Raw genomic sequence first — 22985 nt, 5'->3', positions numbered from 1 at the left:
GCTTTACAAACTCAGTACTTTTACATAACGAACGAGCCCTAGAATAAGAAGAGTCAGAAGAGAAGCTGACATGAGCACAGACAATGCTTCCAAAGTGAGTTTTGTACGAAGCAGACCAATGAAGCAGACACTCACAAAACCTTTAGGAGGAAAAAAAACAATGCAATTCAGAAAATCTTGGATCATGGCTTTGGCTTTAACAAGCGTAGTAGCACTTTCGGCATGTGGCAACGGGGGAAATAATGCGGCAACCAATAACGGAGGCAATGCAGCTGCAACAAATACACAAAACAGCAGCGGCGCCGAACTAAGCGGATCTATCCTGGCTTCGGGCTCCACAGCACTTCAGCCGCTCGTAGAGCAGGCAGCAGAGAAATTCATGGATGCCAATGCAGGCGTGGATATTCAGGTTCAAGGCGGCGGAAGCGGAACAGGCTTGACACAAGTAGCTGAGAAGCAAGTGGATATCGGTAACTCCGACGTATTCGCAGAAGAGAAATTGAAAGATGCTGATGCTGAGAAAGCGGCAGCACTCGTTGATCATCAGGTAGCCGTTGTAGCTATCGCAGCAGTAAGCAATCCGGATGCAGGCGTAGATACACTGACTAAGCAGCAGCTGGTTGACATCTTCACTGGCAAAATCAAGAACTGGAGCGAAGTCGGCGGCGCTGACCAGGCGATTCAGATCATCAACCGTCCTGCAAGCTCAGGTACACGCGCAACCTTCGAGAGCTTCGCGCTTGGCACCAAAACGGATGATCTTCCAGGATCTATTCAAGAGGATTCCTCCGGTACTGTTAAGAAAATTATCGGCGAAACACCGGGAGCTATCGGTTACCTGGCTTTGTCCTACCTGGATGATTCCGTTAAAACCTTGAGCTATGACGGTGTTGAACCTTCTGTAGACAACGTAATTTCCGGTAAATATCCGGTATGGGCTTACGAGCACATGTACACTAACGGTGAGCCGAATGAAACAGTAAAAGCATTCCTGGACTTCATGATGACTGACGAAGTACAGACAGGTGACGTAGTAGAGCTTGGTTACATCCCGGCTTCGCAGATGCAGGTATCCCGCGATGTAGCAGGAACTGTAACAACTAAGTAAGTACTACAGATTCATTCACAGGTATCATCCATTAGAACTTCATGTGATTAGAGGCGGATTTCTTCTGCCTCTCTTTTCACTTTAGAAAGAGGGAGCATCTTGAGGGTAAAACCAAAGAAATCGCGGTTTGAAAAACATCATATAGAGAATTTTATCGGACGCGCTTATATGTCCTTTTGTGTACTGCTATTGATTGTAATCATTGTATCGATGGTTTATTTTGTAGCCTCTAAAGGAATTGCGAACTTTGTAAGCGGTGAGGTTAAGGTTTCCGATTTCCTGTTCGGCACGAAGTGGTCGCCTGAAGCGGATACGCCTTCTTATGGAGCTTTTCCGTTTATAGCCGGGTCCTTCCTGGTAACCCTGCTTGCCGCGCTTATCGCAAGTCCGCTTAGCATCTGCGCCGCATTATTTATGACTGAAATCGTCCCTGGCTGGGGCAAAAAACTGCTGCAGCCCGTTATCGAGCTGTTGTCAGGTATTCCGTCTGTCGTATACGGATTCGTTGGCTTAAGTGTCATAGTGCCTTTTCTGCGGAATACATTGCCCGGACAGGGCATCGGGGTTGCTGCAGGCGCGCTAGTACTGTCGGTGATGATCCTGCCGACCATTACCAGCGTGGCTGCAGACGCGCTTGCTTCTTTGCCGCAAAACTTGAAAGAATCCTCCTTTGCGCTCGGTGCCACTCGCTGGCAGACGATCTCCCGTGTCATTCTCCCGACGACCTTCCCGGCTATTATGACAGGGGTGGTACTGGGGATGGCACGTGCATTCGGTGAAGCACTTGCTGTACAGATGGTTATCGGTAATGCACCTTTTGTGCCGCGTTCGCTGTTCGAATCCGCGTCCACGCTGACCAGTGTTATTACGCTGGGTATGGGGAACACGACGATGGGTTCACCGCAGAACAACGCGCTATGGAGCATGGCTCTCGTGCTTATGCTGATGACATTTGTATTCGTATTGCTTGTTAGAATGCTCGAAAGGAGAAATAAAATTTGAAGCCGAGAACAGCAGACAAAATTGCCACTGCTATCATTGTAACGTTCGCTTTGCTTATCGTAGCTATTCTGGTTGGCCTGCTTGGATATATCCTCATCCGCGGGATGAGTCATATCAGCTGGGACTTCCTGACATCGGCACCACAGAAGATCCGTGCAGGAGGCGGTGTAGGACCTCAGCTCTTCAACTCCCTGTTCCTGCTGGTACTGACCCTGATTATTACTATACCGCTGGGGCTTGGAGCGGGGATCTTCATGGCAGAATATGCCCGTCCGGGCAGACTGACTAACTTCATCCGTCTGGTTGTGGAAGTGTTATCTTCCTTCCCGTCCATCATCGTCGGTCTGTTCGGTCTCCTATTGATCGTCAATACCTTCAATCTCGGATTCTCCCTGATCTCGGGAGCACTCGCGCTTACCTTCTTCAACCTTCCGCTGATGGTTCGTATCACCGAGCAGGCTTTCCGCACGGTACCTAAGCAGCAGAAGGAAGCAGGCTTCGCGCTTGGTTTATCCAAGTGGAAGATTGTGACTTCGGTACTGCTCCCGGTAGCTCTGCCAACAATCATTACGGGAACGATCCTGTCCGCCGGACGCGTCTTCGGTGAAGCGGCGGCATTGATGTTCACGGCGGGGATGAGCAGTCCGCGTCTGGACTTCAGCAACTGGAATCCGCTTAGTCCTTCTTCACCGCTTAACCCGTTCCGTCCGGCAGAAACACTGGCGGTTCATATCTGGAAGGTCAACAGCGAAGGTCTGGCGCCGGATGCGCTGCAGATCGCAGCAGGTGCTTCGGCAGTGCTGGTGCTGACCGTATTAATCTTCAACCTGGCTGCCCGTTACTTCGGCAGATTCATCTACCGCAAGCTTACCGCTTCCAAGAGAATGAACTAGGCTAATAAGACAAACAGAGTTTACGCTTTCGAAGCGAGTTTTGCGTAGAAGACTCAGAAAGCGGATGCTGACCAAACTTTTAGGAGGAGTAAGAGATGGGCATAGCGGAACCGGTGGTACGCGAATCATTTCAAACTGAGGATCTGAGTATTTTTTATGGCACTTATGAGGCGGTTAAAGGAATTAGTCTTCCCTTCGCCCAGAATACAGTAACAGCATTGATCGGCCCTTCCGGCTGCGGGAAATCAACCTTTCTCCGTTCTCTTAACCGGATGAATGATGATATCTCCGGCTCGACTACCAAGGGCAGCATCTGGATTGACGGTATAGATATCAATGCTTCCGGAACAGATGTCATTAAGCTGCGGCAAAAAATCGGCATGGTCTGGCAGAAGCCGAACCCTTTTTACAAATCCATCTATGACAATATTGCCTTTGGTCCTAAGTATCATGGAATTAAGGGCAAAAAAGCACTGGATGAAATCGTGGAGAGCAGCCTGCGCCGCGCCGCCCTGTGGGATGAGGTCAAAGACCGTTTGAAGGACTCTGCACTGGCATTGTCCGGAGGACAGCAGCAGCGTCTGTGTATTGCCCGGGCATTGTCGGTTAACCCGCAGATCCTACTGCTTGATGAGCCGGCTTCAGCACTTGATCCTGTATCGACAGGCAAGGTGGAGGAGCTGATTAAGGAACTGAAGGAAGAGCTGCGGATCGTAATTGTTACCCATAACATGCAGCAGGCAGCACGGATCTCGGATTATACAGCCTACTTCTATCTGGGCTCGCTTGTGGAATATGACAAGACAGAGAAGGTCTTCAGCAATCCGGAGAATCAGATGACCCAGGAATATATTATGGGCCGTTTCGGCTGACGGACAGGCATTACAATAGTTTCAGGAGCCATATGCACCATTCCTTGCGGATGGTGTTTATTTTATATCCTAAATGCAATATATAATGTACATAATGGTTGATATAGATTACAATGTAGTAGAAATACATATCATTCCAGGAGGATTCCGGGTGGGTGAGCATAAGAACATCAGATTGAAGCTGGCGCGGGTGCAGAAAGACCTGTCGCAGGAGCAGCTGGCAGAGGCGGTAGGGGTAACGAGACAGACCATCGGTCTGATCGAAGCGGGGAATTATAATCCGACGATCCGATTGTGTATTGCCATTTGCAGAGTGCTGGGTACAACGCTTAACGATATTTTCTGGGAGGAAGAAGAATGAAGCATCGGGGAATCAAGGATGAACGGATCATTACCGAGTTTCAAAAGCTTAATTCGCATGGATTCACGATTTGTTTTGCAGGACTGATGATCAGCCTCGCGGTGAAAGTGTTTGTACTGAATTGGGATATGAAATTATGGTTGGATACCTTTCTGATTTTGATGGCAGCTTGTTTATATGTCGTTATTCGAGGAATCCGGGCAGGACTCTATCAGCTGCCGCCTAAGGAGGGGGAGGTGAAGCGGTTCAAGAAAATGAATCTTATTGGCGGATTGCTCAGTTCTGTGGTGTGGGGTGCACTTATGTTCAGCTATGATCTGTTGGACAGCAATCAAGCGGATCTATCCAAAAGCATCATGAGTACCGTGGCTGGAACGGTTGTATTCTTCTGCGGGATTACCGCGCTGCAGTGGCTAATGATGAAGCGGTCCAATAAAAATGCCGACAAAACGCTGGACTCGGAGAACTAGGAAGAATCTGCAATCGGCGGGGATTTAACCCTCGTTTTTTCAGTACATATGTAGAAAATACAGGTGCCACTTGTAAAACTAATCATATTAGTTTATTATTTAACTAATCACATTAGTTTCGAGGAGGGTCCTTATGAGAGTAACTCAAGAAGGGTATCTGCACCAGCTAACCTGGCTGCCGCGCTTATTTCCCGTTAACTGTTATCTGGTCGAAGAAGAAGAGGAGCTTACTCTAATAGATGCAGGCATGCCATATAGTTTACAAGGTATTCTACAACAGTCCGCCAGGCTTCAGAAGCCGCTTACCCGGATCGTGCTAACCCATGGCCATATGGATCATGTCGGGGCGCTGGATGCGCTCAAGAAGCTTGTTCCTGGGGCCAAGGTCTATATCTCGGAACGGGATGCGGCGCTGCTGGCCGGTGACCGCTCGCTAAGAGCAGGTGAGCTTCAGACGCCGATTAAGGGCAGTGTACCTGATAAGATAGCAACGAAGCCCGATGTGCTGCTGTACGAAGGGGATACCATCGGTTCATTGACGGCCATAAGTACGCCCGGGCATACTCCGGGATCTATGTCTTTCCGGGATCAGCGCAGTGGCGCACTGATTGTAGGGGATGCGTTCCAGACCTTCCGGGCGACCGCTGTGTCCGGCAAGAAGGTACCATTGTTTCCTTTTCCGGCTATAGCAACATGGAGTCTGGAGCAGGCACTGGGCAGTGCCTATAAGCTGATTGATCTAGCCCCTTCAGTGCTGGCTGTAGGACACGGAAATCTGGTGAGGCACCCGGTAGAAGCCATGAGATATGCGGCAGCAGAGGCGGGCAGGATATTGAATGGAGGGAAAGTACATGGCTAGAGCTGGTTTGGACACACATACTCTTGTGCTGGCAGCAGCAGAGCTGGCTGACGCACAGGGTGTTCAGGAGGTGACGCTGGCCGCACTGGCGGCCAAGCTGGGCGTTCGCCCGCCGTCGTTGTATAATCACATTAACGGACTCGCGGGTCTGCGGACACTGCTGGCGATTCATGGGCTGGAGCAGCTCTATGACGCCATGTCAGCGGCAGCGGAAGGCGCACGGGGCGAACAGGCCGTTCATGCGCTGAGTCAGGCTTACATCGGATTTGCCAGGCAACATCCGGGGCTGTACGAAACAACATTGAGAGCACCTGAGGAGGGAGATACCGCTCTGGAGGCTGCGGGCGGGAAGGTCCTGTCACTGATTATTCAAGTCCTGTCCTGCTTTGGGCTGGATGAGGAAGGGAACCTGCACGCTGTCCGGGGATTGCGCAGCATACTGCACGGGTTCTCTGCCCTTGAGAATCAAGGCGGCTTCGGAATGCCGCTGGACTTGAATGTCAGTCTTACGCGGCTGATCCGCGCTTATATTGCCGGAATCCGCTGCATGGGTGAGGGAGCAGATGAGCTTGAATGAATTTACACCGAGGAGGCGGAATGAGTGGGTAGTGTAGAGAGCCAAGAGAGTATTACAACATTTGAGGAGATGGCTGAGGTTGTGGCCAAGCTGGGGATCGTACCACTGGCCCCGTTGATCCCTGGGCATCCTTCTGTGAACGGGCTGACCCTGGCGGAGAACTGGCATACCGGTTCCGAGCTGGACCCCTGGGGCTGGCGGGTGAGATTTCCGGGAGAAGGATTGGCCGGTTACGGAAAGTTTATCAAGAAAAAAGCCGTTCTGGTATCCCGTGAGTGGCTTCCCGCTTATCTGGCGGCGGCAGGAAGTCCGCGTTCCCTGGAGGAGCGGTTTGACAGCGGTCTTGCTACCAGAGAAGCGCTAACGTTATTGCAGATTATCCGGGAGCACGAAGGCATAGAGACACGCCAGCTCCGTTCTATGGCTGATATGAAGGCCAAAGAGAAGAAAACGGCTTTTGACAACGCCGTAACCGAGCTTCAGGGCACTCTGGATATTGTAATCTCCGGAGTTAAGCAACAGCTGAATGCGGACGGTGAGCCGAACGGGTGGAACAGTACCTCTTTTGAAACCTCGGGCCACTGGATGAATGAAGCGGGAATTGAATCTTTTGAAGGAACGAGAGAAGAGGCGGTGGCGTGGCTGCGTTCGAGAATGGACGGGAGCTGGACGCCGGAAGCGATAGCCTGGATCAGCAAAGCGTTAGGCTGGAAATAAGCATATTATGGTAGTCCTCGAGATTAGCGGGGACTACTTTTTTTGTATAGCCGTAGTTGCCAGATTAGAGAGAGGCTGATTCTAGAACCCCTGTCTGCAAAATAAAACGGCTAATCCATTTCCCGCAGGAACAGACCGGCCGTAAGCGCTTACGGGAAAACGTATATATTGAAGCAGCCTTATAGCATAGGGGCGAGGTATGCAATCAAAAAGTACAAGAACCCGAACAGCAGCATGATATAGGCTGTGTACTTGATTGCATCGGAGGCTACGATACTTAAGTCTTTGGGAGCCTGGACTTCCAGTCGTTCCGGTTCAGTCGAATCCACTTCTTGGTTAAAAGATTCTTTCATCAGGATTCCCTCCTAAGTGTTTGGTAAGCATAAACTTCCAGCATCACTTCGCAATTCTGGCATCAGAAGCTTCGAGGCAACTTTGGATGCGGGACTTGTAAATACCATCCTTAATTGTATTGTGACATATTTGTGAATTAAATTCAACAATATTGTGAATATTCTTTGAACATATCTTCAAATTTGGGCTATTGGAGGAATGAACAAGAAGGAAACTAACGATTCTAGTTCCAAGCTGTACGATGGGAGCACACCCTACCAAGGTTACTTAGCGGAATCTGAGTCGGAAAATTCTCGATACACTAACTCCATAGCTCTCTTATACAAAAAGACCCCGCCATTCTCCCATAAGGGGAACGGCGGGGCCACCACAATTCATTAACAAACGTCAAACCACAATCCTCAAGCTACAATCCTCAAGCGACAATCTACAAACAAAAGCTTAAGCCCAATCTCCGTTACGGAAGATTGGATCAACAGAGCCGTCATCGGCAATCCCGTCGATGCTCATCTCCGGGGAACCCATCATAAAGTCTACATGTGTCAGACTCTGGTTCATGCCTCTTTCAGCGAGCTGTTCCTTAGTCATATTAATGCCGTCCTGCAGCGTGAAAGCATAAGCAGCACCCAGCGCAAGGTGACAGGAAGCATTCTCGTCATACAGCGTGGTGTAGTAGAGAATGCCGCTCTCCGAGATCGGAGAGTGGAAAGGAACCAAGGCCACTTCGCCGAAGTAGGCCGCGCCTTCATCCATAGCCAGCAGGGAAGCCAAGGCCTCCTGGCCGACCTCTGCGGTAAAGTCTGTGACCTTGCCGTTCTCCAGGGTCAAGGTGAAACGGTCGATAATGTTGCCGCCGTAGCTAAGCGGCTTGGTGCTGCTGACTTTGCCGTTAGCACCGGACTTCAGCGGGGCTGTGAACACTTCCTCGGTCGGAATGTTGGCCAGGAAGGACATGCCGCGGCTGTTCACCGCACCGGCCTGACACCAGATATGGCCTTCAGGCAGCTCGATCGTCAGATCCGTTCCCGGTGCTGTGTAGTGAAGCTTGCGGTACTTCTTGGCGTTCAGCAGATCGCAGCGCTGCTTGAGGCCGCCCAGATGGCTGCTCCAGGCTGCAACCGGGTTCTCCTGGTCTGCGCGCACAGCTTTGAAGATTGCATCCCATAGCAGTTCAATCTGCTGCTCAGGCGCAGCGTCCGGGAATACCTTGGCGGCCCATGAAGGAGAAGGGAAGGCGATGCCGCTCCAGCTGACATGGTTAGCCATCATCATCTCCCGGTAAGGAGCCATGGCCTGGCCGGCAGTCTTCTGGTTATCAGAGATCCGGCTTGGTTCTACCCCGCTCAGCAAGTCCGGATTAGCCGAGATAATGGTCAGGAACGCAGCGCCATTACGCGCGAGATCCTCCAGCTCATCCGCCTGCCATTTGGGCGGCTCGAGGAAGCTCTCGGATGGAGCGAGATCATAACGTGTCCGTGTAACGAATTCATCGGTATAATTAACCTTTACCAGCTTTGCTCCTGCTTCATAGGCTTGGCGTACAATGAGCCGTACCAGCTCTGCGGAGACGATATCCGCATTGACTACAAGCGTTTGACCGGGCTGAATGTTGACTCCGATCTTTACAGCGAGCAGGGCGTAATTTTCGAGCTTTTGCTTGAAATCCAGCATGATTTCAGCTCCTTTCACTATCTTCTATTTTGTAATATGGAGTAGAAAAGGCATTAAAATGCCCAGTTGCCCTTCAGGAATACAGGCTCACGCGTACCGTCAGCCGTGATACCATAAATATCCATCTCTGCTGAGCCGATCATGAAATCGACATGGGTTACGCTGGTATTGAGGCCATGGGCGATCAGCTCATCCTGGTTCATTTCTTTGCCGCCTTCGAGGCAGAAGGCATATGCAGTGCCGATCGCCAGATGGTTGGACGCATTCTCGTCAAACAAGGTGTTGAAGTACAGGATGTTGGAATCAGAGATCGGCGAGTTGTGCGGCACGAGTGCGACTTCACCCAGGTACTTGGCGCCTTCATCGAGACTGATCAGATATTCCAGGGCTTCCTGGCCTTGCTCGGCGCTTACGCTGGTAATCCGGCCCTGTTCAAAGGTAATCGAAAAGCCGTCAATAATATTCCCGCCGTAGCTGAGCGGCTTCGTGCTTCTGACAGTACCGTTAACGCCGGTTTTCTTCGGAGCCGTGAACACTTCTTCAGTTGGCATGTTGGCGACAAAAGAATGACCTTTAGCATTGATGCTGTCGCCCTGCGCCCAAATATGGCCTTCAGGCAGCTCAATACTAAGGTCGGTTCCAGGTGCTATGTAATGCAGGCTTTTGTATTTCTTCGCATTGAGAACATCCGCTTTCTGCTCCAGTGTATCCAGATGCTCCTGCCATGCGGCTACAGGGTCTTCGCGGTCCAGGCGTACGGTGTGGAAGATTGCCTCCCAGAGTTTATCTACGCGCTCTTCTTCAGGCACGTCAGGGAATACCTTGTCTGCCCAAGGCTGGGACGGGATGGCTACAATGCTCCAGCTGACTTTATCGGACATCTGCATTTCGCGGTATTTCGTAAGTGCAGCCCCCCGGGTCTTCTGGAAATTGGCGATCCGCTCAGGATCAATACCTTTGAGTGCGTCCGGATTCTCGGCAATAACGTTCAGAAATGCAGCGCCGTTCTCGGCGAATTCGGTCACTTCACCCGCGTACCAGGTTGGAGCCTTGGTGAACACTTCCGGTGCGGCATGCTCGAACTGCTGGCGCGTAATGAACTCGTCACTCCAGTTAACCTTGACCTGGCTTGCGCCGATGGCATATGCTTTGGCGGTAATCAGGTGGACGAACTCGGCTGCGGAAATCGGAGCGTTCACGACCAGGATTTGCCCCGGCTGAACATTTACACCGATCTGCACAGCCAGATCAGCATATTTACTTAGCTTGGATTGAAGCTCTGTTTGAGTCATTGCGATTTCCTCCATTACCATAATTTTAGCTCGGAATAAGCATTGTACTAAATTATTAACCGCCGGATGAAAAAAGTCAATTACAGCGCAAAAGGAAAGGAATTGCTTACATATCAATGTTATACTGAATATTGTGGGCATGATCAGATGAAAGGAAGGAAAGAGTATGAACCTAGAAATCACCAAAGCAGAAATGAAACGCGTAGAGGATAGAAGTTTTGTCGGGAGAACGGTGTTTACACTGGAGAATCACAGCTCCCCTTATGAGATCACTTTCTTCAGTTCACGGGGAACCGAATGGGATTACAGCCTGAGCTTCGCCGGTGAACCGGGAAGTGAAGAGCAGTTCCTTGAGGTGGATGCCCTGCTGGAGAATGATGACGATGTATACAATCAGCTGCTGGACGCGGCACTCGACACTCAGGAGATTCCGGAAGAAGAAGCCTAAGATCCTTCCCGGATAGCCTTGTCATACAATAGACTTTCTATGTACAAGCTGTTATTAAAAAATGCGACTCCGTTCCGGCAGAATAATCTTGCCGCACAGGGTCGCATTTCACATTTCACAGGTAACGCAGAGTTTAGCCGATGGTAATATTGCCTTCAGGGTACCGGTAGAGTTCCTTACTATTCTTCGGTTTGAGTGCATAAGCAAGTGTAAGCGGTCCTGTCCGGCCGACAAACATAAGAATAATCACCAGCACCTTACCGATTGTTGTCAGCTCTGTAGTCAGTCCCATTGTTATACCGGATGTACCGAAAGCGGAGACTGCCTCGAACAGCACGGTCAGAAAATCCGCACTCTCCGTCACCGACAGCAGCATGGTCGAGATGACCACCAGCATCAGTGACAGCAGAGTCATGGTAATCGCCCTGTAGACATTCTCCTTCGAGATCCGGTGGCGGAACATCACGATATCTTCTTTGCCCCGGAGCTTGGCATAGGCTGTGCTGGCCAGAATTGCAAAGGTGGTAATCTTAATCCCGCCGCCGGTGGAGCCGGGAGCTGCTCCGATAAACATCAGCAGAATCATCAGGAATTGCGTGGATTCACGCAGCAGCGGGATCTCGATCGTCGTCACCCCGCCGGAGCGTGGCGTAATCGCCTGCAGGAAGGAAGCCATAATCTTACCTCCGGCATGCAGCGGCTTCAGCGTGGAATTCAGCTCCAGCCAGAAGAAAATAGCCGCGCCAATCACAATGAGAGCAGCAGAAGTGGCAAGGACTACCTTGGAATGGAGAGTCAGCCGCTTACGTTTCGGAAAGTCGATTACATCAGATAATACAATAAAGCCGATACCGCCGAGGAAAATCAGCAGCATGGAGGTAATATTCACAATCGGATCTTCAACATAGCGGGTTAAACCGCTGAAGGGCCCGTGAACATCCCCGAACAGATCAAATCCGGCATTGTTGAAGATGGATATACTATGGAATACTCCGTAATACGCTGCTTTGCCAAAAGGCATGTCCATCATAAATCTTGCGGCAAGAAGAATGGCCCCGGTCAGCTGAATCACCAGCGAGTAGATCAGCACCCGGCGGATCAGCTTCACAATTCCCTGCATGGAATTCTGATTCATGGATTCCTGCAGCAGCAGGCGCTCCTTCAGTGAGATCCGCTTGTTCAGCACCAGCGTGATCAGCGTCGCCATCGTAACGAACCCGAGACCGCCGAACTGGAATAGCACGAGCAGTACAATCTGTCCAAAAGCCGTCAGCTGCGTTCCTGTGTCAATGACAGCAAGCCCGGTTACACAGGTCGCTGAGGTAGCCATGAACAGTGCATCAATGAAAGAGATTCTTCCGCCGGTAGAAGCAGCAGGGAGACACAGAAGCAGGGTGCCGGCCGCGATTAGTATTACAAAGCCCAGTGATAGTATTTTGGGCGGCGTCAGCCTGAGATACCCAAAGGATAGGTTAGCCAAGTCTCATTCTCCTGACATCTGGATAGGATCTGACAAGATTATAGCATAACTTATATTCCCGTCACCAAAGAGGCAGGAAATTGACATATTTTATCGAAATGATTAAAGGCTCCACCTACTACTGTACTTTTAGAGGAGGCTCTACTTGCTGTGACAAGTCCCATACGGAATCAGGTTGGCGCTGTCTTCATCCCGGTTAGTGATATCGAAAGGTCCAAAAACTGGTATTGCAGCTTGCTTGGACTGCCGCTTGACGGTGAAATTTTGTTCGGGCATCTGTATGACGTGCCGATGCAGGGTCCGGGAATCGTGCTCGACAGCAGAATTTTTACAGCCGAGGCTGTGCTGAAGGTGCCTTCCTTCCATCTGCTTACCGACGATATTGATGCTGCCTATGATTATGTCAAAGCTACCGGAGCTGAAATTCTCACAGATATTGAACATGATCACTGGTTTAATTTCAAAGATCCGGACGGGAATGTGCTGATGATTTGCCGTTCAACCAACTAATTAATCGCATTAACTATATTAATTAATGTTGTTAATTATAATACAGGGAGTATTGCGAATGATAAGAGAAGCCACACCGGAGGATGCCTCCGGCTTAGAGAAGCTGTACCGGATTCTATTGCCGGAGCACACGGATATCCAAGTATCGCCGCAAAGAATCAGCCAAATTGCCAGTAATCCGGACAGCCTGCTGATCGTATACGAAGAAGACGGGGAGGTAGCGGGTACGTTACATCTGCACTTGTGCATGGATGCGCTTTGCGGTGACCGCCCGTTCGGAGTCATAGAGCGTGTTGTAACTGACCCGCAGCTGCGCGGCAAGGGAATTGGAGCCTCACTGATGCAATTTGCAGAAGAGGCAGCAGCGGCCAGAGGCGCCCTTAAGGTAATGCTGTCCAGCAAGAGCTGCCGCACGGATGCCCACCGCTTCTACGAGCGCCTGGGGTACGACGGAGAGGGAAGCAAGCTTTTCAAAAAATACATACCGGTCTAAATGCAGGAGGAATGTAATGGATATCATACTGAGGGAACTGATTCCTGAAGACGCCGCCGCACTCTTAAGTCTGCAGCACCGGCTGGATCAGGAAACTTCGTATATGCTGCTTGCACCCGGAGAGAGGCAGACCGGAATTCCGCAGGTGGAAGAAATGATCGCAAGCTTCGGGAATGCTCAAACCTCTATCCTGATCGGAGCCGAAGCTGACGGTGAGCTGGCGGGATACCTGTCAGTCAGGGGAGGAAGCGTCAGCCGCAATAAACACAGTGCCTATATAGTCATCGGCATCCTGAAGCAATATCAGGGCATGGGAATCGGCAGTGCATTGTTCCACGAGATGGACTTGTGGGCGAACCGGAGCGGCATTGTGCGTCTGGAGCTTACAGTAATGAAGCATAATGAGCGGGCTGTTGCGCTGTATACGAGGTATGGTTTTGAGATTGAAGGCGTGAAGAAAAAGTCGCTGCTGGTGGATGGAGAATGGGTAGACGAATATTATATGAGTAAAATATTTAACCCCGCCTCTATATAGTTAATGGTATTAATTATAGGCGTGATTACTTTAGTACTCGCCAAATTATGCAAGAAAGGCGCTTCCCTGAGGAAGCGCCTTTCTGTATTACTGCAGCGTATCTATCCGCTTTAGTCGCTGTGTACTGCGGAATCTTCGGTGACCGGAAGATCAATCTTGATCTCAACCTTACGGATACGGTGGCGGTTCATCTCACGCACAGTCAGAGTGACATGCTCATACACATGGCTTTTGCCGACAACCGGTTCTTCCAGGTGACTATACAGCCATCCGCCGATCGTAGTCACTTCGTCGTCGTGGAAATCAAGACCTGTAAGATCTTTGATCTCCAGCAGAGACACATTGCCGTCAAACAGATAATGGGTCTCGCTCAGCATCTCCACATTTCTGCGTTCGTCCCCGTCGAATTCGTCGCGGATCTCACCGACAATCTCTTCCAGGATGTCTTCGATCGTAATGAGGCCGGAGGTTCCGCCGTATTCATCCAGCAGCAGGGCGATATGCACACGCTCCTTCTGCATACGGGTCAGCAGCGTCTTCACCGGCGTTACTTCCGATACGGTTAGAATCGGCAGAATCAGGCTTTTGAAATCAAAATCAGGGTTGTTGTCATATTGCAGGTACAGCTGCTTGGTATTAATCATACCGATGATATTGTCTTTGCTGCCGTCTGCTACAGGGAAACGCGTATACTGCTCCTTGCGGATAATAGCGATATTCTCCAGCAGCGAATGGTCGGTGAACAGACATACCATATCTGTCCGGGGAACCATGATTTCTTTGGCCAGCATTTCATCAAAGGTGAAGATCCGGTTCACATAACCGTATTCCGCTTTGTTGATTTTGCCGCTCTCATAGCTCTCGGACAAGATCAGGCGGATCTCGTCTTCACTGTGGGCATCGCCATGTTCACTGGCCGGCTTCATTCCGAACATTCGGACGAGCAGGTTGGCGGAACCGTTCATGATCCAAATCAAAGGGTACAATACTCTGTAGAACCAAATAATCAGCGGTGCGGTAATCTGACCGATTTTCTCCGGAATGTTTATAGCGGCCGTCTTCGGTGCAAGTTCACCGACAACGACATGCAGGAATGTGGCGATAATGAAGGCCAATGCAAAAGCAATAGGCTCGCTAACGCTGTGACTCAGGTTCGTAAGGTCGAACAATGGCATCAGCAGCTGCTCAAATGCAGGCTCTGCCAACGCCCCGATCCCGAGTGCAGTAATGGTGATTCCAAGCTGGCAAGCAGACAGATATCCGTCGAGGTTAGCAGATACCCGCTGTACCGCTAGCGCATTCTTCTTCCCGTCGAGTACCATCTGACTGACCTGGCTTCCTCTTAATCTCACTACTGCAAACTCCGTTGCTACAAAAAATGCGGTTAAAATAATCAAAATTGCCACGAGCGTCAAACTAAGTCCTATACCCATATAATCTTTACCATCCCTTTCGTCCCTAAAATAGGTTATACTCATATTATGAGTTCATATGAACCTATTGTACGAACTTTTCAATGAAATATCAAATGGTGGAGGGTTGCCATCTATGGAAGCATTTACACTTAGCCGGATAGAGATGTCCGGACTATTACTGTCTCTAAGCGAAAACTCGGAGCGGAAGCCGCTCCATATTCTTCAGGAAGCCTGGACCAAATTCCACCGTGAAGAGGTGCGGGAGGGGACGTCACTGCCGGCTTTTCTCTCTACGGACATTCCCCCGATTCTGCAGAAATTGATCAAAGGCAGCGGTATCAAGGGGTTATCCCTTGGTGAGATCGCCTCGCTCGGCAGTCTGATTGAGTATTCCACATTATCTGTTACGGCTATGCAGAACTGGGTAAAGCGTGACTTCAAGGAATATCTCGGGGCGCCGCGCGAAGGGAAGAAGTATTCCATTAATCAGGCTGCGCTTCTATTTATAATTGATGATCTCAAGGCAGCACTCGATTTCGAGAGCATCCGCCAGCTCTTCCGTATGCTGTTCCTGGCGCCTGAGCGTGATGATGACGACCTGGTCGAGCCGGCACAGCTGTATCACGGGTATGCAGAGCTGTTCGAGGAGATTAAGACCCGTTCCCCGGTGCAGGGGCAGGCTCAGTCTGGTAACCCCAAAGAGTATTTGCTGAAATCCGACAGTGCGCTCAAATCGGCGATGGACGGAATGATGAAGCGGCTCAGCCATCTGACCAGATCACAGCGGGATGCCGTGCAGAATATGCTCCTGATCGCCGCCATATCGGTTCAGACCTGTTATTTTCAGGCGATGGCCCGGCAATATTTCAATGCGGTGTTATTCCTTGATTTTTGAACCGTCCGATTCTAGAATGTGTAAGTGAAACTAGTCTTACTCCGAGACTTAGCGGGAATCAGGGAAGAGGGTGCTTGTTATGATGAATCAAATGTCGCTGCTGCAGAATCCGAAGCAAAGAAAACTGCTCTTCAGTGCAGGACTCAGCTGGATGTTCGACGCGATGGATGTGGGGATGATATCTTTTGTGGTGGCTGCGCTGGCCAAGGAATGGTCGCTGGGACCGGAGAAGATCGGATATTTAACCAGTATCAACTCGGTGGGGATGGCTGTGGGAGCGGCTGCGGCCGGGATTCTCGCGGACCGGTTCGGCCGCAAATCCGTATTGCTGTGGACGCTGCTGATCTTCTCGATAGCAAGCGGCCTGTCAGCATTCGCCGCAGGGTATGTAATGCTGTGTGTGCTGCGCTTCATTGCCGGCTTCGGGCTGGGCGGTGAATTGCCGGTTGCCTCGACACTGGTGTCCGAGAGCATGCCGGTCAAAGAAAGAGGACGGGCCGTCGTACTGCTGGAGAGCTTCTGGGCGCTTGGCTGGATTCTGTCCGCGCTGATCGCTTATTTCGTTATTCCGGATTACGGCTGGCGGATTGCCTTCGCGATTGGCGCAGTCCCGGCGCTCTATGCGCTCTACCTGCGTAAGGCGATTGATGACTCGCCGAAGTTCGCCGAGATCATGAAGGCTCCGGTATCCCTGCGGAACCGGATAACGGCAGTCTGGTCTGCGGAATACCGCCGTTCGACGATTATGCTGTGGATTCTGTGGTTTACGGTTGTTTTCTCCTACTACGGTATGTTCTTGTGGCTGCCGACAGTTATGGTGCTTAAGGGCTTCAGTCTGGTCAAAAGCTTCGAGTATGTGCTGATCATGACGCTCGCCCAGCTTCCGGGATATTTCACTGCCGCTTATTTCATCGAGAAATTCGGCCGGAAGTTCGTGCTCGTGATCTATCTGCTGCTGACAGCGGTCAGCGCGGCCTGGTTCGGGAATTCCACGACCGAAGGCATGCTGATGGCCGCCGGGATCTGCCTGTCCTTCTTCAACCTGGGGGCATGGGGCGGGATGTATGCTTATACACCGGAGCTATATCCGACTACCATCCGTTCGACGGGTGCCGGACTTGCGACCTCTTTCGGACGTATCGGGGGCATTATTGCACCTACACTGGTCGGCGTGATGGTGGGGAATTCGGTCGCGATCAGCACGATCTTCATGCTGTTCTTCGTAACGATTATCATTGGTGCGCTGGCCGTGCTGTTCCTGGGGAAGGAAACGAAGGGTACAGAGCTGCTCTAAGCATAATTGGAACAATCATCAGGAGTTATACTCCAACAAAGGCCAGCCGGAGCTTCCGGCTGGCCTTTGTTGTGGCTTTAGCCAGTTGAGTACGTGAAATGCGCAATACAAAAAATCACCCGCATAGCGGGTGGAGGGAAGCCTCCGCTATTGCAGCCCACAGGGGGAATATAGTATATTCTTAAGGAAGACACAAACGAACGTTCTCATTGTCCGGCAATGTGCGGTGACAGACACTCTAATCTAGGATCTTGAGGGGCCAGTCTCTCAAGGTCTTTTTTGAAATATACGCCAGCATGGATATGTTTACGCCTGCCGAAACGGCGGTTGCCATCCCTTATAGCGAGGAGAAGCCGTTTCTGACTATTGCTTGGGAAATTCAGGGAGTCTAGGGGCGGCTGTTCAGTACAGGACTGGAGACCGCTGCATCACCTCATAAGGCATATGGTATAATGGTAAAAATTATTATGGCACACTAATGGAGCGGGTAAGTATGGCTAAAGACAGGCAGGGCCTGCATTTCACGGAGCTGGTCTGGGAGAGCACGGAGCAGAATATGGCGATTCCGCCACGGAGTTCTGCAGAAGCGGTTATACCGAAGCCTCCGGAAGGTCCGGGCAAGAAGAAAACGTCCCAATATGATACAGTACAGCTCCAGTTATGGGATATGGAAGAGACGCAGGAGCCGGTAACCACTACGGAAAGCCAGTTTGTCCAGCGGGCCCGGGAGCTTGCGGATCATAAGGAGCCTGCGGCTTTATTTGTTCCCTTTAAGAGCTATTGGCCGACTTACGGCCATATGACAGGTGCGCAGAGCCGGTGGTATTTCTTCTGGCGGGATGAAGTCCGGCAAGGGAGATACCCGAAGACCGATCTCTCCTATATTTTTCTGCATATATATGAGCTGATTAACGGCGTGGGCTGGGATGAGCCGCAGGATGGCTGCCGTCAGCTCGGCTTGCTCTGGGAAGCCTACCGTGACAAGTATAAACGTCTGGATCAATACCTTGGCGGATGGATTGCAGATTTCTCATTCGTGCATAAGCTGGATATCCCGCTCTCGGAGATTGTTATCCGTACACGCGGGCTTGCCGGGGACTTGGCTGAGCTTGAGCTTGTCCGCTGCCTGTCTGCTGCCCCGGAGCAGCTTAGCATCGAGGTGCTGAGTATGATGTCGGATTATGATATCAGCAAATCGAAATTCTATACAGCCGAAGGTAAAGCTGCTGCGGAAAAGTACATCCCCCAAGTAGTGGCACTAATAGATACGTATGTCGCGCGGAAGCACGGCTCGAATCTGATCACGATGTTCCCGCCCGGTCCGCCGGTTGTCCGTGAGCGGTATTTGTTCCGCAGCGCAGTATATGATATCTCACTCTATGGCTACTCTGTTCTTATACCTGTCGTACGAATCAGCAAATCGCCGCCGCTGCGCAGCCTGATTACACGCTTATTCCGGCTGACCGAGAACAAACTGCGGGCACTTATGGGTTATCGCGGACGGCTCAAGGATGTCAAGGTTGATGCCGACATGGAGGACTTGGTGACCAGGTTCCTGCAGCGTGAATTCCGCAAGGCGGAGCAGGAGGAGAAGGGTCCGGCAGTTGTGATTGATCAGCGGAAGCTGGAACAGCTGAAGAATGACTCCGAGGTGGTGCGTTCGCTGCTCACGGTGGAGGAAGCGCTGGAGAAGGATGATGAAACGGATTGGGATAATGAGGCAGTGGATGAAGATGAACCTGGAAGTGCCTCGTTTGCGGCTGGTTCCAGGTCAGAAGAGCCAGCGGTTAGAGAAAGTGACGAAGAGAAGCTGGACATTATTGTTGAAGAACCCGTCGTGCAAGGACAAGCAGATTCTCCGCTGCCAACTATTAATGCCGAAGCGGACAGCTGGACGTCCTTCGCTTCTGAACTGAGTCTGCTGCAGCGGGATGTGCTGCTTGCGCTGGCAGAGGATGACGGCCTGGTGAAGGTGAACCGGCTGGCAGCGGGCGGCGGGACCATGGCAGAGCTGCTGTTTGATGAGATTAATGAACTTGCTATGGATAGTCTGGGGGATCTCGTCATCGACGGTGAAGAGCTGACCGAAGAATGTATATCCATGCTGCACTATATAAAGAGGTGAAATCAGGAATGAACCCACTCAAAATACCGAAGCGGATGACCACCGCGCTCGTCAACTCGCTGACAGCGGGAGTTGTGCCGCGTATCGGTCTTGAATATATTGCCGTCGGCCGCCGGCCGGAGGTTGAAGCCATTCTCCGCGATATGGATAATATCGCCGAGGGCGGAGCCGCCTTCAAGCTGATTACGGGCAAATTCGGCAGCGGCAAAAGCTTCCTGCTGCAGATTATCCGCAATTACGCGATGGACCGGGACTTCGTGGTCGCGGATGCCGACCTGTCGCCGGAGCGCCGTCTCGTGGGTACGAAGGGGCAGGGGCTTGCCACCTACCGCGAGCTGATGAGCCATCTGTCGACCCGGACGCGCCCCGATGGCGGGGCACTGGAGATTATGTTGCAGAAGTGGATTATGTCTCTGCAGCAGGCAGTCATGCAAGAGAAGGGCTATGGGCCGGATGCGCTGGAGCTTGGTGAAGAAGTGGAGCAGAGGATCTATGCGGTAGCCTCCGAGATGCGCGGGCTTGTGCATGGCTTCGACTTCGCGAAGGTGCTGGCCTCTTACTGGAACGGGCATAAGCTGGCCGATGACGCACTGAAGCAGGATTCGCTGCGCTGGCTGCGCGGCGAGTTCGCGACCCGCACGGAAGCGCGCAAGGCGCTGGGGGTGGGCGTCATTATCGATGACGACAACTGGTATGACTATATGAAGCTCTGGGCTGAATTCACCGGGGCCATCGGCTATAAGGGGTTGCTGCTGTTCATCGATGAGGGAGTCAACCTCTACAAGATAACCAACAGCATCTCCCGCCAGAGCAATTATGAGAAGCTGCTGACCATGTTCAACGATACGATGCAGGGCAAGGCAGAACGGCTGGGGATCTTCGTCGGCGGCACACCGCAGTTCGTTGAAGACCACCGGCGCGGCTTATTCAGCTATGAGGCGCTGCGTTCCCGGCTGGTAGCCGGGCGGTATGCCGGTGCCGGACTGAATAACTTCACCGGGCCGATCATTGCGCTGGACATGCTCTCCCATGAGGAGATTCTGATTCTGCTGCAGAAGCTGCGGGACATTCACGCGCTGCACTACGGGTATGAAGCCAGACTGACGCAGGAGCAGCTGGTGCATTTCATGGAAGAGGCTGTGAACCGGCTGGGGGCAGAGGAGCTGCTTACCGCGCGTGAGGTCGTGCGTGACTTCATGGATCTGCTGCATACGCTGAACCAGCATCCGGAAATGTCGTTCGAGAAGCTGGTCGGGGAGCGGACTCCGCGGCCTGCCGAGACCGGGCAGAATGAACTGGACGGATTCCTGGCGGAGTTTGACCTATGAGTGATAACCCGTTCTACCGGCTGGCTCCGTTCATTAAAGAATTCATCTACAAGAACCGCTGGGATACGCTGCGAGAGGCCCAGGTAGATGCCTGCCGTGTGCTGTTTGACACGCCGCATCATCTGCTTATCGCTTCCGGGACCGCTTCGGGTAAGACAGAGGCGGCTTTTTTCCCCGCGCTTACGGAGCTGTATGAGCGTCCGTCCGCATCTGTAGGTATTCTGTATATCGCTCCGCTGAAGGCGCTGATCAATGATCAGTTTACCCGGTTAAATGATTTGCTCCGCGAAGGGAATATTCCGGTCTGGCACTGGCATGGCGATGTGCCGCAGGCGGATAAGACGAAGCTGATGCAAAATCCTTCCGGGGTGCTGCAGATTACACCGGAATCACTGGAAGGCCTGCTGATGAACCGCCCGAATGCCATCCCGGCGCTATTCCATGATCTGCGCTTCATCGTTATCGATGAAGTGCATGCCTTCATGGGGGCGGACCGCGGCATTCAGGTGCTGAGCCAGCTGGCCCGGATCTCGCGTATGGCCGGCTGTCATCCGCGGCGGGTGGGTCTGTCCGCAACGCTGAGCGACTACGCCTCCGTCACGGAGTGGCTGGCGGCGGGCACGCGGGAGAGCGTGGAGGTTAGTGCACCGCAGGGCGGGCGCAAGCTGCGCCTTAGCGTGGAGCACTTTTCTTTCCCGGATGCGCGGAATGAGGAAGAAGCCGAACACCTGGAGCGGGCGCGACAGGCTTATTACGGCTTCATCTACGACCATACGCATGTGAAGAAGGCCTTGATCTTCACGAACAGCCGCACGGACGCCGAGGAGGCGATACTGGAGATGCGGCGAATTGCCGCTAAGCGCGGCGAGCGGGATGTCTTCCATGTGCATCATGGAAGCATCTCCGCGATGCTGCGCGAGGAGACAGAGGCCGCGCTCCGCCAGGGTGCGGGGCCGGCTGTGGCTGCAGCGACGCTGACGCTGGAGCTGGGGATTGACCTGGGCGAGCTGGAGCGGGTGCTGCAGCTTGGCGCGCCTTACAGCTGCGCGAGCTTCGTGCAGCGGCTGGGCCGCTCGGGCAGGCGCGGGGACGCCGCCTCCGAGATGATCTTCGTCACGCCCGAGGAGGAGGACGAGGAGGCGCAGCTGCCTGCGCGGATGCCGTGGACGCTGCTGCGGGCCATTGCCGTAATCGAGCTGTACGTACGCGAGAAATGGGTCGAGCCGCTGGTCGTGCGCCAGCTGCCGGTCGGGCTGCTGTACCATCAGACGATGAGCATTCTCAAGAGCATGGGCGAGGCGGAGCCGGAGGATCTGAAGGAGGCGGTGCTGAGCCTGCCGTCCTTCCGCAGTATTGATCCCGCTGATTATGACGCCTTCATGGAATACATGCAGGGCATGGGCCATATTGAGAAGATGGATGAGGGCAGTCTGCTGATCGGGATGGCGGGGGAGAAGATCGTCAACAACTTCCGTTTCTATGCGGTATTCAAAGACGATGAAGAGCATGTTGTCTATAACGGCACCGAGGAAATCGGTTCAATTACTACAGTGCCGCCGCCGGGCTACTGCTTCACCCTGGCCGGCAAGCTGTGGAAGGTGGAAGAGGTCGACAACCGCCACAAAGCGGTCTATGTCAAAGGATCACGCGGCAAGGTAGACACCTTATGGCTTGGAGCCGGAGGGGATGTCCACACCCGGATCATGACGAAGATCCGCGAAGTGCTCGGATCGACAGCCTTGTATCCGTATCTTGCGCCAAGCGCGGCCGCCAGACTGGAGCGGGCCCGCAGGCTTGCCAAAGAGAGCGGACTCTTGACGCGTTCTGTCCTGCCTGCCGGAGGAGACTCCATGTTCATCCTTCCATGGGCGGGCAGCCGGCAGTTCCGTACGCTGGAGCGTCTGCTGAAGAACAATCTGAAGGGACCGCTCGGTCTGCGGTCCGTCGTGCCGATGGAACCTTATTATATGGTTGTCGCCGGCAAGGCGGATGCAGAGACGCTGGAGGAAGAGATCATTGCCGAAACCGCCGCAGCTGCGGATGCTATTTCCCTGCTCGGACCGGATGAGGCGCCTTACCTCGGCAAATACGATGAATTCATTCCGCATGATCTGCTGCGCAAAGCTTTTTCGCTCGACGGGCTGGATGTTCCGGGATTGCTCAGCGTGATTAAACAGTGGAAGCAGCCGCCAGCATAATTGATATAGTAATATATAACAAGAAGCAGCCGATTCTAACGTGATCGGCTGCTTCTTTTGAATAATTAGTGGCGAAAAATAATGCTTG

At 52.3% G+C, this 22985-nt stretch carries 23 protein-coding genes; 18 read left to right on the top strand and 5 right to left on the bottom strand.

Annotation, left to right across the window (positions count from 1 at the left end):
* Nucleotides 1-160 precede the first annotated feature (160 nt).
* The 9 genes from GC101_RS01840 (at nt 161) to GC101_RS01800 (ending at nt 6859) form a co-directional block, all read left to right on the top strand.
* Nucleotides 161-1108 carry a phosphate ABC transporter substrate-binding protein PstS family protein gene (locus tag GC101_RS01840; RefSeq protein WP_042137717.1) on the top strand — a complete coding sequence of 316 codons (948 nt, stop codon included), beginning with the start codon at nt 161-163 and terminating at the stop codon, nt 1106-1108.
* A gap of 99 nt (nt 1109-1207) precedes the next feature.
* Complete coding sequence (gene pstC / locus GC101_RS01835; RefSeq protein ID WP_171715880.1) at nt 1208-2110, top strand: phosphate ABC transporter permease subunit PstC; 903 nt, start codon at nt 1208-1210, stop codon at nt 2108-2110.
* The gene (pstA, locus tag GC101_RS01830) at nt 2107-3003 is read left to right on the top strand and encodes a phosphate ABC transporter permease PstA (RefSeq protein ID WP_042137714.1); all 897 of its coding nucleotides are present in this window, start codon (nt 2107-2109) and stop codon (nt 3001-3003) included. Before pstC ends, pstA begins: the two co-directional genes overlap by 4 nt.
* A 95-nt stretch (nt 3004-3098) precedes the next feature.
* On the top strand, nt 3099-3875 hold the full coding sequence (gene pstB, locus GC101_RS01825) for a phosphate ABC transporter ATP-binding protein PstB (protein ID WP_039298903.1): 777 nt from the start codon (nt 3099-3101) through the stop codon (nt 3873-3875).
* A gap of 151 nt (nt 3876-4026) precedes the next feature.
* On the top strand, nt 4027-4236 hold the full coding sequence (locus GC101_RS01820; protein ID WP_343049551.1) for a helix-turn-helix transcriptional regulator: 210 nt from the start codon (nt 4027-4029) through the stop codon (nt 4234-4236).
* Complete coding sequence (locus GC101_RS01815) at nt 4233-4706, top strand: DUF6773 family protein (RefSeq protein ID WP_171715879.1); 474 nt, start codon at nt 4233-4235, stop codon at nt 4704-4706. Before GC101_RS01820 ends, GC101_RS01815 begins: the two co-directional genes overlap by 4 nt.
* Nucleotides 4707-4839: 133 nt before the next feature.
* A complete protein-coding gene (locus GC101_RS01810; RefSeq protein ID WP_171715878.1) occupies nt 4840-5565 on the top strand; it encodes an MBL fold metallo-hydrolase in 726 nt (241 codons plus the stop codon).
* Nucleotides 5558-6142, top strand: a complete 585-nt coding sequence (locus GC101_RS01805; protein ID WP_171715877.1) for a TetR/AcrR family transcriptional regulator — start codon at nt 5558-5560, stop codon at nt 6140-6142. Before GC101_RS01810 ends, GC101_RS01805 begins: the two co-directional genes overlap by 8 nt.
* Nucleotides 6143-6166: 24 nt before the next feature.
* Complete coding sequence (locus tag GC101_RS01800; protein WP_171715876.1) at nt 6167-6859, top strand: AlkZ-related protein; 693 nt, start codon at nt 6167-6169, stop codon at nt 6857-6859.
* 179 nt (nt 6860-7038) lie between these two features.
* On the opposite strand, the gene GC101_RS01795 is transcribed toward GC101_RS01800, so the two are convergent.
* The 3 genes from GC101_RS01795 to GC101_RS01785 form a co-directional block, all read right to left on the bottom strand.
* Nucleotides 7039-7212 carry a hypothetical protein gene (locus GC101_RS01795; RefSeq protein WP_156118649.1) on the bottom strand — a complete coding sequence of 58 codons (174 nt, stop codon included), beginning with the start codon at nt 7210-7212 and terminating at the stop codon, nt 7039-7041.
* 442 nt (nt 7213-7654) lie between these two features.
* Nucleotides 7655-8884 carry an aminopeptidase gene (locus GC101_RS01790; protein WP_171715875.1) on the bottom strand — a complete coding sequence of 410 codons (1230 nt, stop codon included), beginning with the start codon at nt 8882-8884 and terminating at the stop codon, nt 7655-7657.
* 53 nt (nt 8885-8937) lie between these two features.
* Nucleotides 8938-10176, bottom strand: coding sequence for an aminopeptidase (locus GC101_RS01785; protein WP_171715874.1), 1239 nt, complete (start codon nt 10174-10176; stop codon nt 8938-8940).
* 166 nt (nt 10177-10342) lie between these two features.
* On the opposite strand from GC101_RS01785, the gene GC101_RS01780 reads away from it, so the two are divergent.
* Nucleotides 10343-10624 (top strand): hypothetical protein, encoded by a 282-nt coding sequence (locus GC101_RS01780; protein ID WP_039298880.1) that lies wholly within the window; start codon nt 10343-10345, stop codon nt 10622-10624.
* A gap of 133 nt (nt 10625-10757) precedes the next feature.
* Here the strand turns inward: GC101_RS01780 and GC101_RS01775 are convergent, their stop codons facing one another.
* Nucleotides 10758-12104: a TrkH family potassium uptake protein gene (locus GC101_RS01775; RefSeq protein ID WP_042236724.1), complete on the bottom strand. Its 1347-nt coding sequence runs from the start codon at nt 12102-12104 to the stop codon at nt 10758-10760.
* A 150-nt stretch (nt 12105-12254) separates the two neighbouring features.
* Here GC101_RS01775 and GC101_RS01770 point away from each other — a divergent pair, with 150 nt between their 5' ends.
* From GC101_RS01770 to GC101_RS01760, 3 genes are read left to right on the top strand one after another with little or no spacing between them, the layout of a single operon-like run.
* Nucleotides 12255-12614 carry a VOC family protein gene (locus tag GC101_RS01770; RefSeq protein WP_042137700.1) on the top strand — a complete coding sequence of 120 codons (360 nt, stop codon included), beginning with the start codon at nt 12255-12257 and terminating at the stop codon, nt 12612-12614.
* A 58-nt stretch (nt 12615-12672) separates the two neighbouring features.
* Nucleotides 12673-13107, top strand: a complete 435-nt coding sequence (locus GC101_RS01765; RefSeq protein WP_171715873.1) for a GNAT family N-acetyltransferase — start codon at nt 12673-12675, stop codon at nt 13105-13107.
* Between the two features lie 16 nt (nt 13108-13123).
* Entirely contained in the window at nt 13124-13642 is a 519-nt protein-coding gene (locus GC101_RS01760; protein ID WP_083442545.1) for a GNAT family N-acetyltransferase, read from the top strand.
* A gap of 110 nt (nt 13643-13752) precedes the next feature.
* Here GC101_RS01760 and GC101_RS01755 read toward each other — a convergent pair whose 3' ends face one another.
* Complete coding sequence (locus tag GC101_RS01755; protein WP_171715872.1) at nt 13753-15075, bottom strand: hemolysin family protein; 1323 nt, start codon at nt 15073-15075, stop codon at nt 13753-13755.
* Nucleotides 15076-15190: 115 nt separating this feature from the next.
* Between GC101_RS01755 and GC101_RS01750 the strand changes: the two genes are divergently transcribed.
* The 5 genes from GC101_RS01750 (at nt 15191) to GC101_RS01730 (ending at nt 22897) form a co-directional block, all read left to right on the top strand.
* Nucleotides 15191-15952 carry a DUF1836 domain-containing protein gene (locus tag GC101_RS01750; protein ID WP_171715871.1) on the top strand — a complete coding sequence of 254 codons (762 nt, stop codon included), beginning with the start codon at nt 15191-15193 and terminating at the stop codon, nt 15950-15952.
* Between the two features lie 82 nt (nt 15953-16034).
* A complete protein-coding gene (locus tag GC101_RS01745; RefSeq protein ID WP_171716262.1) occupies nt 16035-17246 on the top strand; it encodes an MFS transporter in 1212 nt (403 codons plus the stop codon).
* A 493-nt stretch (nt 17247-17739) separates the two neighbouring features.
* Entirely contained in the window at nt 17740-19371 is a 1632-nt protein-coding gene (locus GC101_RS01740; RefSeq protein ID WP_171715870.1) for a TerB N-terminal domain-containing protein, read from the top strand.
* A gap of 8 nt (nt 19372-19379) precedes the next feature.
* Nucleotides 19380-20699 (top strand): ATP-binding protein, encoded by a 1320-nt coding sequence (locus GC101_RS01735; RefSeq protein ID WP_171715869.1) that lies wholly within the window; start codon nt 19380-19382, stop codon nt 20697-20699.
* Entirely contained in the window at nt 20696-22897 is a 2202-nt protein-coding gene (locus GC101_RS01730; RefSeq protein WP_171715868.1) for a DEAD/DEAH box helicase, read from the top strand. The genes GC101_RS01735 and GC101_RS01730 overlap by 4 nt, the downstream gene beginning before the upstream one ends.
* The last annotated feature ends 88 nt before the right edge of the window (nt 22898-22985 follow it).

Origin of the sequence: Paenibacillus phytohabitans (assembly GCF_013141775.1) — a bacterium.
GTDB lineage: Bacteria > Bacillota > Bacilli > Paenibacillales > Paenibacillaceae > Paenibacillus_AQ > Paenibacillus_AQ phytohabitans.
Note: the sequence above shows the minus strand (reverse complement) of the source record. Positions and strands in the feature narration are given on the sequence as shown.